The organism is Streptomyces sp. NPDC046985, from assembly GCF_040644415.1.
In the GTDB taxonomy this organism is placed as follows: Bacteria; Actinomycetota; Actinomycetes; order Streptomycetales; family Streptomycetaceae; genus Streptomyces.
Genome location: NZ_JBEYWK010000008.1, coordinates 65,867 through 79,512 on the forward strand (window position 1 = coordinate 65,867; position 13,646 = coordinate 79,512).

9 protein-coding genes are annotated in these 13,646 nt (G+C 73.4%); 2 read left to right on the forward strand and 7 right to left on the reverse strand.

The features are described from left to right. Nucleotides 1-55 precede the first annotated feature (55 nt). Together ABZ861_RS12445 and ABZ861_RS12450 are read right to left on the reverse strand one after the other, a co-directional pair. Nucleotides 56-2,740 (reverse strand): serine/threonine-protein kinase, encoded by a 2,685-nt coding sequence (locus ABZ861_RS12445; protein WP_361628028.1) that lies wholly within the window; start codon nt 2,738-2,740, stop codon nt 56-58. Nucleotides 2,741-3,344: 604 nt separating this feature from the next. Next, on the reverse strand, nt 3,345-5,051 hold the full coding sequence (locus tag ABZ861_RS12450) for a glycerol-3-phosphate dehydrogenase/oxidase (protein ID WP_361628031.1): 1,707 nt from the start codon (nt 5,049-5,051) through the stop codon (nt 3,345-3,347). Between the two features lie 466 nt (nt 5,052-5,517). Between ABZ861_RS12450 and ABZ861_RS12455 the strand changes: the two genes are divergently transcribed. Continuing rightward, nucleotides 5,518-6,726 carry a nucleotide sugar dehydrogenase gene (locus ABZ861_RS12455; RefSeq protein ID WP_361628034.1) on the forward strand — a complete coding sequence of 403 codons (1,209 nt, stop codon included), beginning with the start codon at nt 5,518-5,520 and terminating at the stop codon, nt 6,724-6,726. Between the two features lie 292 nt (nt 6,727-7,018). On the opposite strand, the gene ABZ861_RS12460 is transcribed toward ABZ861_RS12455, so the two are convergent. The 4 genes from ABZ861_RS12460 to ABZ861_RS12475 all read right to left on the reverse strand — a co-directional run bounded on the left by ABZ861_RS12460 (nt 7,019) and on the right by ABZ861_RS12475 (nt 11,714). After that, on the reverse strand, nt 7,019-8,143 hold the full coding sequence (locus ABZ861_RS12460; RefSeq protein WP_361628037.1) for a GuaB3 family IMP dehydrogenase-related protein: 1,125 nt from the start codon (nt 8,141-8,143) through the stop codon (nt 7,019-7,021). A 115-nt stretch (nt 8,144-8,258) separates the two neighbouring features. Continuing rightward, entirely contained in the window at nt 8,259-9,767 is a 1,509-nt protein-coding gene (guaB, locus tag ABZ861_RS12465) for an IMP dehydrogenase (protein ID WP_361628039.1), read from the reverse strand. 188 nt (nt 9,768-9,955) lie between these two features. Then, nucleotides 9,956-10,543 (reverse strand): sigma-70 family RNA polymerase sigma factor, encoded by a 588-nt coding sequence (locus ABZ861_RS12470; protein WP_361628041.1) that lies wholly within the window; start codon nt 10,541-10,543, stop codon nt 9,956-9,958. Between the two features lie 559 nt (nt 10,544-11,102). Further along, nucleotides 11,103-11,714: a response regulator transcription factor gene (locus ABZ861_RS12475; RefSeq protein WP_361628044.1), complete on the reverse strand. Its 612-nt coding sequence runs from the start codon at nt 11,712-11,714 to the stop codon at nt 11,103-11,105. Nucleotides 11,715-12,095: 381 nt separating this feature from the next. On the opposite strand from ABZ861_RS12475, the gene ABZ861_RS12480 reads away from it, so the two are divergent. Further along, nucleotides 12,096-12,425, forward strand: coding sequence for a WhiB family transcriptional regulator (locus tag ABZ861_RS12480; RefSeq protein ID WP_361628047.1), 330 nt, complete (start codon nt 12,096-12,098; stop codon nt 12,423-12,425). Nucleotides 12,426-12,702: 277 nt separating this feature from the next. On the opposite strand, the gene ABZ861_RS12485 is transcribed toward ABZ861_RS12480, so the two are convergent. Beyond that, nucleotides 12,703-13,614: a LysR family transcriptional regulator gene (locus tag ABZ861_RS12485; RefSeq protein WP_361628050.1), complete on the reverse strand. Its 912-nt coding sequence runs from the start codon at nt 13,612-13,614 to the stop codon at nt 12,703-12,705. Between the last annotated feature and the right edge of the window lie 32 nt (nt 13,615-13,646).

The window sequence follows — 13,646 nt, forward strand, 5'->3', positions numbered from 1 at the left end:
CGCAATCACTCACGATACGTGCCGGAGGCGACCCGCAATGAGCAGATCGCGCATCTCACTTGGGTTGGAACGACTCCGACAGCGTCCGCCAGGTGTCCTTGCGCAGGTCGCCGTCCCAGTCCTGCGCCTTCGCCGTGTACATCAGGGCGTAGCCGTAGTGGTCGGCGACGAACCCGCGGTCCACCGTGCGGTATTCGGTCCCGCCGCTGACGTAGGTGAACTCCCAGTCGGCCGCGTTCCAGCCGCGGTAGGCCACCTTCTCTATGCGGATGCGCTGGTAGTGCGAGCGCACCATGTAGCGCTCCTGGCTCCTCCAGTCGGCCACCGGGTCGTCCTTGGGCGACGAGGTCCAGGCGACCAGCAGCTTCTGCCCGTCGGGACCGGTGAACCGGGCCCCGGCGGAGTCGGTGCTCGTGTACTTCCAGCCCGCGGGCAGCCCGATGGCGAACCCCTGGGCGCTCTTGTACGTCGACTTCGCGGGCGCCGCGCCGCCGGACGCTCCAGAAGCGGAAGCGGAACGGGAAGGCCCCGCTCCACCGGCCGGGGAACTGGCCGAGGGCGCACGGCCCGTGGGGCTCGAACCGGCCGTGGCCGTGGCGGCGCCGGTCTTCGTGGCGGCCGTGCCGGGGACGCCTGCGCTGTGCCCGGCCGAACCGCCCGCGGACGCACCGGGCGTCGAACGGCCCGCGCTGCTCGGGGACTTCTTGTCGTCGCCGAGAGTGAGGGCCAGGACGACGCCGATCACGGCGAGCACCACGACCACCGCGATGATCGCCAGGGTACGGCGCGGCATCACGTCGGTCAGGGGCGCCCGAGGCGCCGGCCGCGGCGGCAGGTCCAGGTCCGGCCGCGGCATGACGGGCCATCCGGAACCAGACCGCCCGGAAGACGATCCCGCCCCACCGGACGTCCCCTGCGCCGCCCCCTCGGCGGACGCCGCTTCCGTCGCGGACGCGGCGCCTTCGTCGGACGCCTCACCCGTCTTGGACGCACCGCCCGTCGCGGCCCCGGCACTCTTCCCGGACGCGGCGCCCGTCGCGGACCCGGCGCCCTTCCCGGACGCGGTGCCCTCGACGGAGGCCACTCCCGCGGCGGGCGCGGCTTCCTCCGCGGACGCGCCGCCCGTCTCGGACCCGGCGCCCTCCCCGGACGCATCGCCCGTCGCGGACCCGGTGCCCGTCGCGGACCCGGTGCCCTTCCCGGATCCGGCGCTCTTCGCGGACGCGGCACCCTCGGCGGAGGCCGCTCCCACCGCAGGCGCAGCCTCCTTCGCGGACGCACCGGCCGTCCCGGACCCGGCGCCCTCGGCGGACGCATCGCCCATCGCGGACCCGGCGCCCGTCGCGGACCCAGTGCCCTTCCCGGATCCGGAACTCTTCGCGGACGCGGCGCCCTCGGCGGAGGCCGCTCCCACCGCAAGCGCAGCCTCCTTAGCGGACGCACCACTCGTTCCGGGCGCGGCGCCCGTCGCGGACCCGGCCGCCTTGCCGGACGCGTCGCCGCCCGCCGTCCCGGTGCGGGCGGCCGCATCGCCGTCCGTGCCGGTCCCGCCCTTCGCGCCGGGCGGGGGAACCGCGCCGCCCTCGGCGGTCCCGGCCTTCTCCGTGCCGGACTTGGTCCGGGACGCCGCCGTGGCCGCTCCCGCGGCCGCGGCCTTGCGCACCGACCGCAACGCGCCGCGCAGCCGCTCGGCCGCATCCTCGCCCCGCTTGCCTCCGGAACCGGCGGCGGGCGAAGCGGAGTCCGCACCGGAAGCCGCTTCCGCCGCCCGGGAGGCCGCCGACGCCTTCCGGCCGAAACGCCGGTCGGGCTGCGCGGGCAGCGGCACGGCCCGTGTGGCGTCCAGCGGCGGCGCCGGCTCGGCCGCCTTCGGCTCGGGAGCCTGCACGACCGCCTTGAGCATCGCCCGAGCGGCGGCGTCGTCCAGACGCCGGTCGGGGTCCTTGTCGAGCAGACCGTGGATGACGTCGCGCAGCGGCCCGGCGTGCTGGGGCTCCTCCAGCGGCTCGGTCATGACCGCGGTCAGCGTGGCGATCGCGGAGCCCTTGTCGTAGGGCGGGGCGCCCTCGACCGCCGCGTACAGCAGGCCGCCGAGGGACCACAGGTCGGCCGCGGGCCCCGGCTTGTGCCCGCGGGCACGCTCCGGGGAGATGTAGGAGGGGGCGCCGACGAGCATGCCGGTGGAGGTGATGGACGGGTCGCCCTCGACCTGGGCGATGCCGAAGTCGGTGAGCACGACCCGGCCGTCTTCGGCGATGAGCACGTTGGACGGCTTCACGTCGCGGTGCAGGATGCCCTGGCGGTGCGCGGAGCGCAGCACGTCGAGCACCGCGAGACCGACCTCGGCGGCCCGCCGGGGCTTCAGCAGGCCGTCGTCGCGGATCACCTCGGCGAGGGACCTGCCCTCGACCAGCTCCATCACGATCCACGGCCGGTCGTCCTCGTCGACCACGTCGAACACGGTCACCGCGCTGGGGTTGCGGATCCGTGCGATCGCCTTGGCCTCGCGCAGCGTCCGCGTGATCAGGCGCCGTTTCTCGTCCTCGTCGATGTTCGACGGGAACCTCAGCTCCTTGACCGCGACCGTCCGGCCCAGCGTCTCGTCCTCGGCCCGCCACACGGTGCCCATGCCGCCTCGGCCGAGGACGTCCCCCAACCGGTACCGCCCCGCCAGAAGACGCCCGCTGTTGTCCCGACGAGTGTCCTGACGGGATGCTCCCGTCCGCTCCGGCTCCGACATGCGTCCCCTCATGCAACCCGCCCTGACAGAGCCTCCATTGTCCCTCACCCGACAAGTGCTCAGCGCCCAGGGTGCCTGGTGTGACGCCTGGGGCGGAAGACTGGAAGGCGTGCTCGCCGCGTGGGCATGACGGCCCGTGACAAAGGGGCAGCCGCGGGCGCCGACGCTCCGGACACTTCCGACCATAATCGGCCCGGCCGCCCGGTGCGCGGCACTTCCACCACACGGCGGGCCGACCGCCAGGACCCGCCGGAGACGTCTCCCCGCGACCCGCAGACGCCGCCCGACGACCCGACAGACGTCTCCCAGCGACGCACAGACGTCACCTGACGACCCCGCAGAGGCCCCTCGGCGGCACCGCGCCTCCGCAGACGGGCCCCCGGCGGGCGCCGGACGCCTCCGCAGACGCCCCTCGGCGACACCTGACGCCTCCCCCAATCGCGCCCCCGGCGGGCATTGCGCACCTCCGCAGACGCTCCCTCAGCGGCACCGGACGCCACCGCAGACGCTCCCTCAGCGGCACCGGAACCTCCGCGGACAACCCTCTCAGCGGCGCCAGGCTCGTACCCGCCCGCCGCGCCGAGACAGCGGCGCCAACCCGCCCCTACAGCGGCACGATGTCCGGCGCGCCCAGCCGCGCCGCGTCGGCCGTGAGGTCGTCGGGCTGGCGCTGGGACTCCCGCTCGGCCTCCACCCGCTTGTCGTAGTGCTCGACCTCGCGTTCGATCTGGTCCTCGTCCCAGCCGACCACCGGCGCCATCAGCTCGGCCGCCTCGCGGGCGCTGCGCGTGCCCCGGTCGAAGGTCTCGATGGATATCCGGGTGCGCCGGGTGAGCACGTCGTCGAGGTGCCGGGCGCCCTCGGCCGCGGCGGCGTAGACGACCTCGGCGCGCAGGTAGTCGTCGGCCGCCCTGAGCGGCGCGCCCAGCGACGGGTCGGCGGCGATGAGGTCCAGCACCTCCAGCGCGGCCGAGCCGTACCGGTTCAGCAGGTGCTCCACGCGCACCACGTGGAGCCCGTGATCGGCGGCGATGCGCGCCCGCGCGTTCCACAGCGCCGGGTAGCCCTCGGCGCCGTACAGCGGGACCTCCTCGGTGACGCAGTCGGCGACGCGCATGTCCAGCCCGCGCACCGCCTCGTCGACGGCGTCCTTGGCCATCACCCGGTACGTCGTGTACTTGCCGCCCGCGACCACGACCAGGCCGGGCGCCGGGTGCGCCACCGTGTGCTCGCGGGAGAGCTTGCTGGTGGCCTCGGACTCGCCGGCCAGCAGGGGCCTGAGCCCCGCGTACACGCCCTCCACGTCGTCACGGGTGAGCGGCACGGCCAGCACCGAGTTCACGTGGTTGAGGACGTAGTCGATGTCGGCGCTGGAGGCGGCCGGGTGCGCCTTGTCCAGGTCCCAGCCGGTGTCGGTGGTGCCGACGATCCAGTGCCGGCCCCACGGTATGACGAACAGCACGGACTTCTCGGTGCGCAGGATCAGCCCCGTGGAGGAGTTGACGCGGTCCTTGGGCACGACCAGGTGGATGCCCTTGGAGGCGCGGACGTGGAACCGTCCCCGCTCCCCCACCATCGCCTGGGTGTCGTCGGTCCACACGCCGGTGGCGTTGACGACCTGCTTGGCGCGGATCACGTACTCCTCGCCGCTCTCGACGTCCCGCACCCGGGCGCCGACGACCCGTTCGCCCTCGCGCAGGAAGCCGGTGACCCGGGTGCGGTTGGCGGCCTTCGCGCCGTAGAGCACCGCTGTGCGCACCAGAGCGACCACGAAGCGGGCGTCGTCCATCTGGGCGTCGTAGTACTGAAGTGCGCCGACCAGCGCGTCCTTCTTCAGACAGGGGGCGACGCGCAGCGCCTGACGGCGGGTCAGGTGGCGGTGCAGGGGCAGTCCGCGGCCGTGGCCGCGCGCCATCGACATGCCGTCGTAGAGGGCTACGCCCGATCCGGCGTACCACCGCTCCCAGCCCTTGTGCTGGAGCGGGTAGAGGAACGGCACCGGCTTGACCAGGTGGGGGGCCAGGCGCTCCAGCAGCAGGCCGCGCTCCTTCAGCGCCTCGCGGACGAGCGCGAAGTCGAGCATCTCCAGATACCGCAGTCCGCCGTGGATGAGCTTGCTGGACCGGCTCGACGTGCCCGACGCCCAGTCGCGGGCCTCGACTATCCCGGTGTTCAGGCCGCGCGTGGCGGCGTCCAGCGCCGTGCCGGCGCCGACCACACCGCCGCCCACGACCAGGATGTCCAGCTCCCGCTCGGCCATTTCCGCCAGGGACTCGGCGCGCTGCGCCGGCCCCAGTGTCGCTGTCCTCACTGCGCCTCCCGCTCTCCGTCGCGCCCGCCGCACCCGCCGTGCGCCCCGTGCCGTGCCGTGCCGTCTCTCCCGTGTTCCCCGCCCGCCTCCGCCTTCCCCTCTTCTCTCCCGCGCCCTCTTGCCGCCCGCTCCTCTTCCGCGGCCTCCTGCCGCCCGCCTCTCTCCCGCGGCCTCCGGCCGCGCGCCGCCGCCCGCCGCCCGCCGCCGGGCAGCGATCCACCGCGATCCGCCGCGGCCCCCGCCTCTCGCGACGTCCGGGCCTGATCAGATTCTGACCGGACCGCCCGGCTTCAGCCACCAGTCATCCGCGACCTGTGGATAACTCCGGCCGGTTCGTCGAGAAACACGCTGGTCAATCCCGCATAACGGTCATATTTACTCCTAGTCTGACATTGCGCTCGCTCGTCCTGCCCACCGGACGTGCGGGTCCGCCCCACCTCGGTTACTGGGAAGGACGGCCCACCCCATGCCCGCAGACCTCGCCGTCATCGGACTCGGCCCGCTCGGCCTGCCCCTGGCCCAGGCCGCCGTCGCCGCCGGCATCCCGACCGTGGGATACCGCACCGGCGACGAGTCCGGCTCCCTCAGCCCCGCGGAACTGCGCCGGATGCTCTCGGGGGGCTTCCGGCCGGCCACCAACCCGGCCGAACTGGGCCGGGTGCGCACCGCGGTGATCTGCGCGCCCACTCCGCGGGGCGCGGACGGCGGGTTCGACCTCGGCCAGGTGGAGACCGCCGCCCGCGCCCTGGCCGGGCGGCTGCGCCCGCACACCACCGTGATCCTCGAATCGCCCGTGTTCCCCGGGACCACGCAGGAGCTGCTGCTGCCGCTCCTGGAGGAGGGCTCGGGACTGCGCGCGGGCCGCGACTTCCACCTCGCCTACTCGCCCAGCCGCGTCGACCCCGGCAACCGCGACGTCACCCCGGCCAACACCCCGAAGGTGATCGGCGGCCTGACCCCGGCCTGCACCGAGTCGGCCGCCGCCTTCTACGGCCGGCTCACCGACAAGGTGGTGCGCGCCCGGGGCCTGCGGGAGGCGGAGACGGTCCAGCTCCTGGAGACCAACTACCGCCACGTCAACATCGCCCTGGTCAACGAGATGGCCGTGCTCTGCCACGACCTGGGCATCGACCTGTGGGACGTCGTGCGCTGCGCGGAGACCAAGCCGTACGGCTTCCACGCCTTCCGCCCCGGACCCGGCGTCGGCGGCCACGGCCTCCCCCAGGATCTGACCGGTCCCGGGCGCGGCGGCCTGCGCATGGTGGAACTCGCCCAGCAGGTCAACAGCCGCATGCCCCGCTACGTCGTCCAGCGCGCCGCCGCGCTGCTGAACGAGCACGGCAAGTCGGCGCGGGGCGCCCGGGTGCTCCTGCTCGGCGTCACCTACAAACCCGACCTCGCCGACCTGGAGAGCACGCCCGCCGAGGAGATCGCCGCCCGGCTGACGGGCCTGGGCGCCTCCGTCAGCTACCACGACCCCTACGTGCCCGCCTGGAGCGTCCTGGACCAGCCGGTGCCCCGCGCGGAGGGGCTCTACGAGGCGGTGGCGAACGCCGATCTGACGATCCTGCTCCAGCACCACCGCACCTACGACCTTCAGGGGCTGTCGGTCAAAGCCCAGGTCCTGCTGGACACGCGGGGCGCGGCCCCACTGGGGGCGGCGCACCGGCTGTGAGCGGTGACGCGCCCCCCACCCGGCTCCACCGCGCCGATCCGCGGCACGCGCTCCCCACCCGACTCCACCACGCCGATCCACGGCAAGCGCGACCCACCCGGCTCCACCGTACGAATCCGCAGCACGCGCCCCCCACCGCCCGGCTCCCCCACCCGGCCCCCGCCGCACAGCCCCGCCGCACGGACCTCCGCCCGGCCCCGCCGCGCCGATTCGTCACCCTGACGCCGAGGGGCCCGGACACACACCCGCCCGCGCGGTGTGTCCGGCCCCCTCGGCGGCTGATGCGCGCGGGCTACCGCTTGTGCTGCGCGTCCGCCACCGTCACCTCGACCCGCTGGAACTCCTTCAGCTCGCTGTAGCCGGTCGTGGCCATGGCGCGGCGCAGGGCGCCGAAGAAGTTCATGGAGCCGTCGGGGGTGTGCGAGGGGCCGGTGAGGACCTCCTCGATGGTGCCGACGGTGCCTAGGTCGACCTTCTGGCCGCGCGGCAGCTCCTCGTTCACGGCCTCCATGCCCCAGTGGTGGCCCTTGCCGGGCGCGTCCGTGGCCCGCGCCAGCGGGGAGCCCATCATCACCGCGTCGGCGCCGCAGGCGATGGCCTTGGGCAGGTCGCCGGACCAGCCGACGCCGCCGTCCGCGATCACGTGCACATACCGGCCGCCGGACTCGTCCATGTAGTCGCGGCGGGCGGCAGCCACGTCGGCGACCGCGGTGGCCATCGGGACCTGGATGCCCAGCACGTTGCGCGTGGTGTGCGCGGCGCCGCCGCCGAAGCCGACCAGGACGCCGGCCGCGCCGGTGCGCATCAGGTGCAGGGCGGCGGTGTAGGTGGCGCAGCCGCCGACGATCACCGGGACGTCCAGCTCGTAGATGAACTGCTTCAGGTTCAGCGGCTCGTGCGAGGCCGACACGTGTTCGGCCGAGACCGTGGTGCCGCGGATGACGAAGATGTCCACGCCCGCGTCCACCACGGCCTTGGAGAACTGGGCGGTGCGCTGCGGGGAGAGCGCGGCGGCGGTGACCACGCCGGAGTCGCGCACCTCCTTGATGCGCGCGCCGATCAGCTCCTCCTTGACGGGCGCCGCGTAGATCTCCTGGAGGCGGCGGGTGGACTGCTCGGCGGGCAGCCCGGCGATCTCGTCCAGCAGCGGCTGCGGGTCCTCGTGCCGCGTCCACAGGCCCTCGAGGTTGAGCACGCCCAGGCCGCCCAGCTCGCCGATGCGGATCGCGGTGGCCGGGGAGACGACCGAGTCCATCGGCGCGGCCAGGAACGGCAGCTCGAAGCGGTAGGCGTCGATCTGCCAGGCGATCGAGACCTCCTTCGGGTCCCGGGTACGGCGGCTGGGGACGACCGCGATGTCGTCGAAGGCGTACGCCCTGCGGCCGCGCTTGCCGCGCCCGATCTCGATCTCCGTCACGTCTGTGGCCTTTCCCTGATGCGTTGCAGCGTCTCCCAGTATCGCCGACGCCTACGACGAGGCGGCCCCGGATCGCTCCGGGGCCGCCGTCAGTCATGCTCCACGCGCGCGTGGATCACTTCTTGCCGCTGTAGTTGGGCGCCTCGACCGTCATCTGGATGTCGTGCGGGTGCGACTCCTTCAGACCCGCCGAGGTGATCCGCACGAACTTGCCGTTCGCCTGGAGCTCCGGCACCGTCCGGCCGCCGACGTAGAACATCGACTGGCGCAGGCCGCCGACGAGCTGGTGGACGACCGAGGACAGCGGGCCGCGGTAGGGCACCTGGCCCTCGATGCCCTCCGGGATGAGCTGCTCGTCGGAGGCGACGCCCTCCTGGAAGTAGCGGTCCTTGGAGAACGACCGGCGGTCGCCGCGGGACTGCATGGCGCCCAGCGAGCCCATGCCGCGGTACGACTTGAACTGCTTGCCGTTGATGAACAGCAGCTCGCCCGGGGACTCCTCGCAGCCGGCCAGCAGCGAGCCGAGCATCACCGTGTCGGCGCCCGCGACCAGGGCCTTGGCGATGTCGCCGGAGTACTGGAGGCCGCCGTCGCCGATGACCGGGACGCCGGCCGCCTGCGCGGCGAGCGCGGCCTCGTAGATGGCGGTGACCTGCGGGACGCCGATGCCGGCGACCACGCGGGTGGTGCAGATGGAGCCGGGTCCGACGCCCACCTTGACGCCGTCGGCGCCCGCGTCCACCAGCGCCTGGGCGCCGTCCCGGGTCGCGACGTTGCCGCCGATCACGTCGACGCCGGAGGAGTTCGACTTGATCTTGGCGATCATGTCGCCGACCAGCCGGGAGTGGCCGTGCGCGGTGTCGACGACGATGAAGTCGACGCCCGCCTCGATCAGGGCCTGGGCGCGCTCGAAGGCGTCGCCGGCCACGCCCACGGCCGCGCCGACCAGCAGCCGGCCCTTGGCGTCCTTGGCCGCGTTCGGGTACTGCTCGGCCTTGACGAAGTCCTTGACGGTGATCAGGCCCTTGAGGACGCCCGCGTCGTCGACCAGCGGCAGCTTCTCGATCTTGTGGCGGCGCAGCAGCTCCATGGCGTCCACGCCGGAGACGCCCACCCTGCCGGTGACCAGCGGCATCGGCGTCATGACCTCGCTGACCCGGCGCGAGCGGTCGGGCTCGAAGGCCATGTCGCGGTTGGTGACGATGCCGAGCAGCTTGCCGGCCGGGTCCGTCACGGGCACGCCGCTGATGCGGAACCGGGCGCACAGCGCGTCGGCCTCGGCGAGCGTGGCCTCGGGGTGGATGGTGATCGGGTTGGCCACCATGCCGGACTCGGAGCGCTTGACCAGGTCGACCTGGTTGGCCTGGTCCTCGATGGACAGGTTGCGGTGCAGCACGCCGACGCCGCCCTGCCGGGCCATCGCGATGGCCATGCGCGACTCGGTCACCTTGTCCATGGCCGCGGACAGCAGCGGGATGTTGACCCGGACGTTCCGGGAGACGTACGAGGCGGTGTCGATCTCGTCGGGCGCCATGTCCGACGAGCCCGGCAGGAGCAGCACGTCGTCGTAGGTCAGCCCGAGTGTCGCGAATTTCTCGGGCACTCCGTCGACGTTGGCAGTCATGACACCTTCCCCATATGGCCTTGATCGGTGCGGATGTCCATGCTAACGGGAAGCGCAGGCGTCCCATTCCACGAAGCCCACGACGGACGACCGCCCGGAATTTCGTATGTTCGTACGGACAACAGGGCGCGTTCCGCTCACCCGCGCCGCGACGACCGCGCCGCCGCCGGTCGCCGCGACCGGTTCCCTCACTGCTCGGCGAGGGCCCGCAGCCTGCTCAGGGCCCGGTGCTGGGCCACACGGACCGCTCCCGGTGACATTCCCAACATCTGTCCCGTCTCCTCCGCGGTCAAGCCCACCGCGATGCGCAGCAGCAGCAGCTCGCGCTGGTTCTCCGGGAGGTTCGCCAGCAGCTTCTTCGCCCACTCGGCGTCGCTGCTGAGCAGGGCCCGCTCCTCGGGGCCCAGGGAGTCGTCCGGGCGCTCGGGCATCTCGTCGGACGGCACGGCCGTCGAGCCGGGGCCCCGCATCGCCGCGCGCTGGAGGTCGGCCACCTTGTGCGAGGCGATGGCGAACACGAACGCCTCGAAGGGGCGCCCGGTGTCCCGGTAGCGCGGCAGGGCGAGCAGGACGGCGACGCAGACCTCCTGCGCCAGGTCCTCGACGAAGTGGCGCGCGTCGCCCGGGAGCCGGGACAGCCGCGTACGGCAGTAGCGCAGCGCCAGCGGGTGCACGCGGGCCAGCAGGTCGTGCGTGGCCTGGGCGTCGCCGTCGACGGCGCGGTGGACGAGGGCGCCGATCGCCCCCTGGGCAACTGCCGCCTCGTCCTCGCGCATCGGTCCATGGTGCCTCGGCGCCGTCCGCTCGGCGGCGGCGCCTTGGCGGTTGTGCACCGAAGCGTTATGAGTGGGTGCGCCGGAACCCATCCCCTGCGCCCTCCCCTTCCGCTCGACCGACTCGTCCCCGAGGAACTCCACACCTCAAGGATGCGGCATCCGCCGCGAAACGAGCAGCGGTCGCCCGGCGGGCCGCGTTGCCCGAGGCCCCCCGCATGCGGTAGGCGACCGCGCGCGGGACGCCGGACCGGCGCCGCGCCGGTCCGCGACACGACCCTTCCCGCTCTTTCCCCGCGCGAGCAGATACGTATCCGCAGCGGCCGTCGGAGGGCGCGTGCGAGCCCCTATGAACCGCACGGATCCGGCCACGCGCCCCAGACACCCCGCACATGTTCTCGCCGCGCCGGGTTCTGGGCCGCCGAGTCGCCCCATGCGAGGTGCGCGTCCCGGCGCCGGCCCGAGACCTCCGGGCGGCCGACCGGCGCACGCCCCCGACACCGCGGCGTCCGCCCGCGGGCGGACGACGGGGTTCGGCGGGAGGGCCCCAGGACGCCTCTTCTCAGCGGACCAGGCCCCAGCGGAAGCCGAGGGCCACCGCGTGCGCCCGGTCCGAGGCGCCCAGCTTCTTGAACAGCCGGCGGGCGTGCGTCTTGACCGTGTCCTCCGAGAGGAACAGCTCGCGGCCGATCTCCGCGTTGGAGCGGCCGTGGCTCATGCCCTCCAGGACCTGGATCTCGCGCGCGGTGAGCGTGGGCACGGCGCCCATCTCGGCGGAGCGCAGCCGGCGCGGGGCGAGCCGCCACGTGGGGTCGGCGAGGGCCTGCGTCACGGTGGCGCGCAGCTCCGCTCGCGAGGCGTCCTTGTGCAGGTACCCGCGGGCGCCGGCGGCGACGGCGAGGGCCACGCCGTCCAGGTCCTCCGCGACGGTGAGCATGATGATGCGCGCACCGGGGTCGGCGGAGAGCAGCCGCCGGACCGTCTCGACGCCGCCCAGGCCGGGCATGCGCACGTCCATCAGAATGAGGTCCGAGCGGTCGGCGCCCCAGCGGCGGAGGACTTCCTCGCCGTTGGCCGCCGTCGTCACTCGCTCGACGCCGGGCACGGTCGCGACCGCGCGACGGAGCGCCTCTCGGGCAAGCGGGGAGTCGTCGCAGACGAGGACGGATGTCATGGCCGCCCTCCGCAGTCGATGCGCGTCACCTTGAGCCTCCAGGCTGGTACGAAGTCGTCACCTGTGCGGTCGACCGTGTCGGACACCCGTCCGAGCACTTGTGTTTTCAACCGCCTCCGCACTCTCAACGACGGTCACTCGAAAGAGTTACGGGGCCATACGCCGTTTTCGGCACTCTACGTGAGGGAGCGGACACAGCGACGGCCTCGACGTCAGACCTTCGACTTTTCACCACAACCTATGCCCCGTTTAGCCCCTTTTCTTCCCGTTTCTAGGTGTCTGGGGCTAGATTCGCAATGAGTCATATTTTCATCTCCTTAGATTGGAGATGTACGGTCGTCGGCACCGTATCCGCCACGAACGGCTACAAGGGGTCACGCAATGGCAGATTTCTCCCGCCTTCCCGGACCGAATGCGGACCTGTGGGACTGGCAGCTCCTGGCTGCCTGCCGCGGGGTGGACAGCTCGCTCTTCTTCCATCCGGAAGGCGAGCGCGGGGCGGCTCGGAGCGCTCGAGAGAACTCGGCCAAGGAGGTCTGCATGAGGTGCCCGGTCCGCGCGGAGTGCGCGGCACACGCTTTGGCGGTCCGCGAACCGTACGGAGTGTGGGGCGGCCTGACCGAGGACGAGCGCGAGGAGCTCATGGGACGGGCTCGCAACCGGCTGGTGACGGCATCGTCGCCGAGCGGGGACAACGCCTCCAACAACTGAAGGAACGTTTCTTCACACATCAACCGACCAACAGGCGCGCAGGCGCGCACGGTTCACCAGGGCACGCGGGGGCGTGCCCTTCCGTCGTTCCCGGCCCGGCGCGCTCGCCCCGGCTTCCGAGAGCCCGCCGCGCGGCATCGGCCTGCGGCGCTCACCTCGGCCTATGCCACTCACCTCGGCCCGTGCCACTCACTTCTGCCCGTGCCACTCACTTCTGCCCGTGCCACTCACTTCTGCCCGTGCCACTCACTTCTGCCCGGACCTCGGCTCGCGGCGCTCACCGTGTCCCGGCGCGCACCAGTTCGTCCAGGGTGGCCGCCACCGTGGGGACCTGGGCCAGGTCGGGCAGGGTGAGGGCGACGATCTCCCGCCGCACCACGGGTTCCAGCTCCACCGTGCGCACACCCCGGGGGCGTACCGACTCGACGGCGAGCTGGGGCAGGACGGCGACCCCGAGTCCCGCGCCCACCAGGCCGACCACCGCCGGATAGTCGTCGGTGGCGAAGTCGATGCGGGGCGTGAAGCCCGCCCCCGCGCAGACCTGGACCAACTGGCCGCGGCAGCGCGGGCAGCCCGCGATCCACGGCTCGCGCGCGAGGTCCGCGATGCCGACGGCGCCCGCTCCGGCCAGCCGGTGCCGCTCGGGCACCAAGGCCACCAGCCGGTCGGTCAGCAGCGGCCGCACCACCAGGTCGGCCCACTCCTCGGCGGCCGCGGGGTCCCGCGCCGCGGCGCCCTCGTAGCGGAAGGCGAGCGCGATGTCGCAGTCGCCCTCGCGCAGCAGGGCGACGGACCGGGGCGGCTCGGCCTCCTCCAGGGAGACCCGGGTGCCGGGGTGGGCGGCGCGCAGGGCGGCGAGCGCGGCCGGGACGAGGGCGGAGCTGCCGCTCGGGAAGGAGACCAGCCGCACCCGCCCGGCGCGCAGCCCGGCGAGGGCGGCGACCTCCTCCTCGGCGGCGGTGAGCCCGGCGAGGATGCCGCCGGCGTGCCGCACGAGCGCCTCGCCGGCCTCGGTCATCCGCATCTCCCGGCCCGCGCGCACCACCAGCGGGGTGCCGACGGAGGTCTCCAGGGCCTTCATCTGCTGGCTGACCGCGGGCTGCGTGCAGCCCAGCTCCCGGGCCGCCGCGGAGAACGACTTGCCGGCGGCGACGGCGCGCAGCACGCGCAGATGACGAGCCTCGATCATCCTCTGATCATAAGCTTCCCTTGGACTGATCG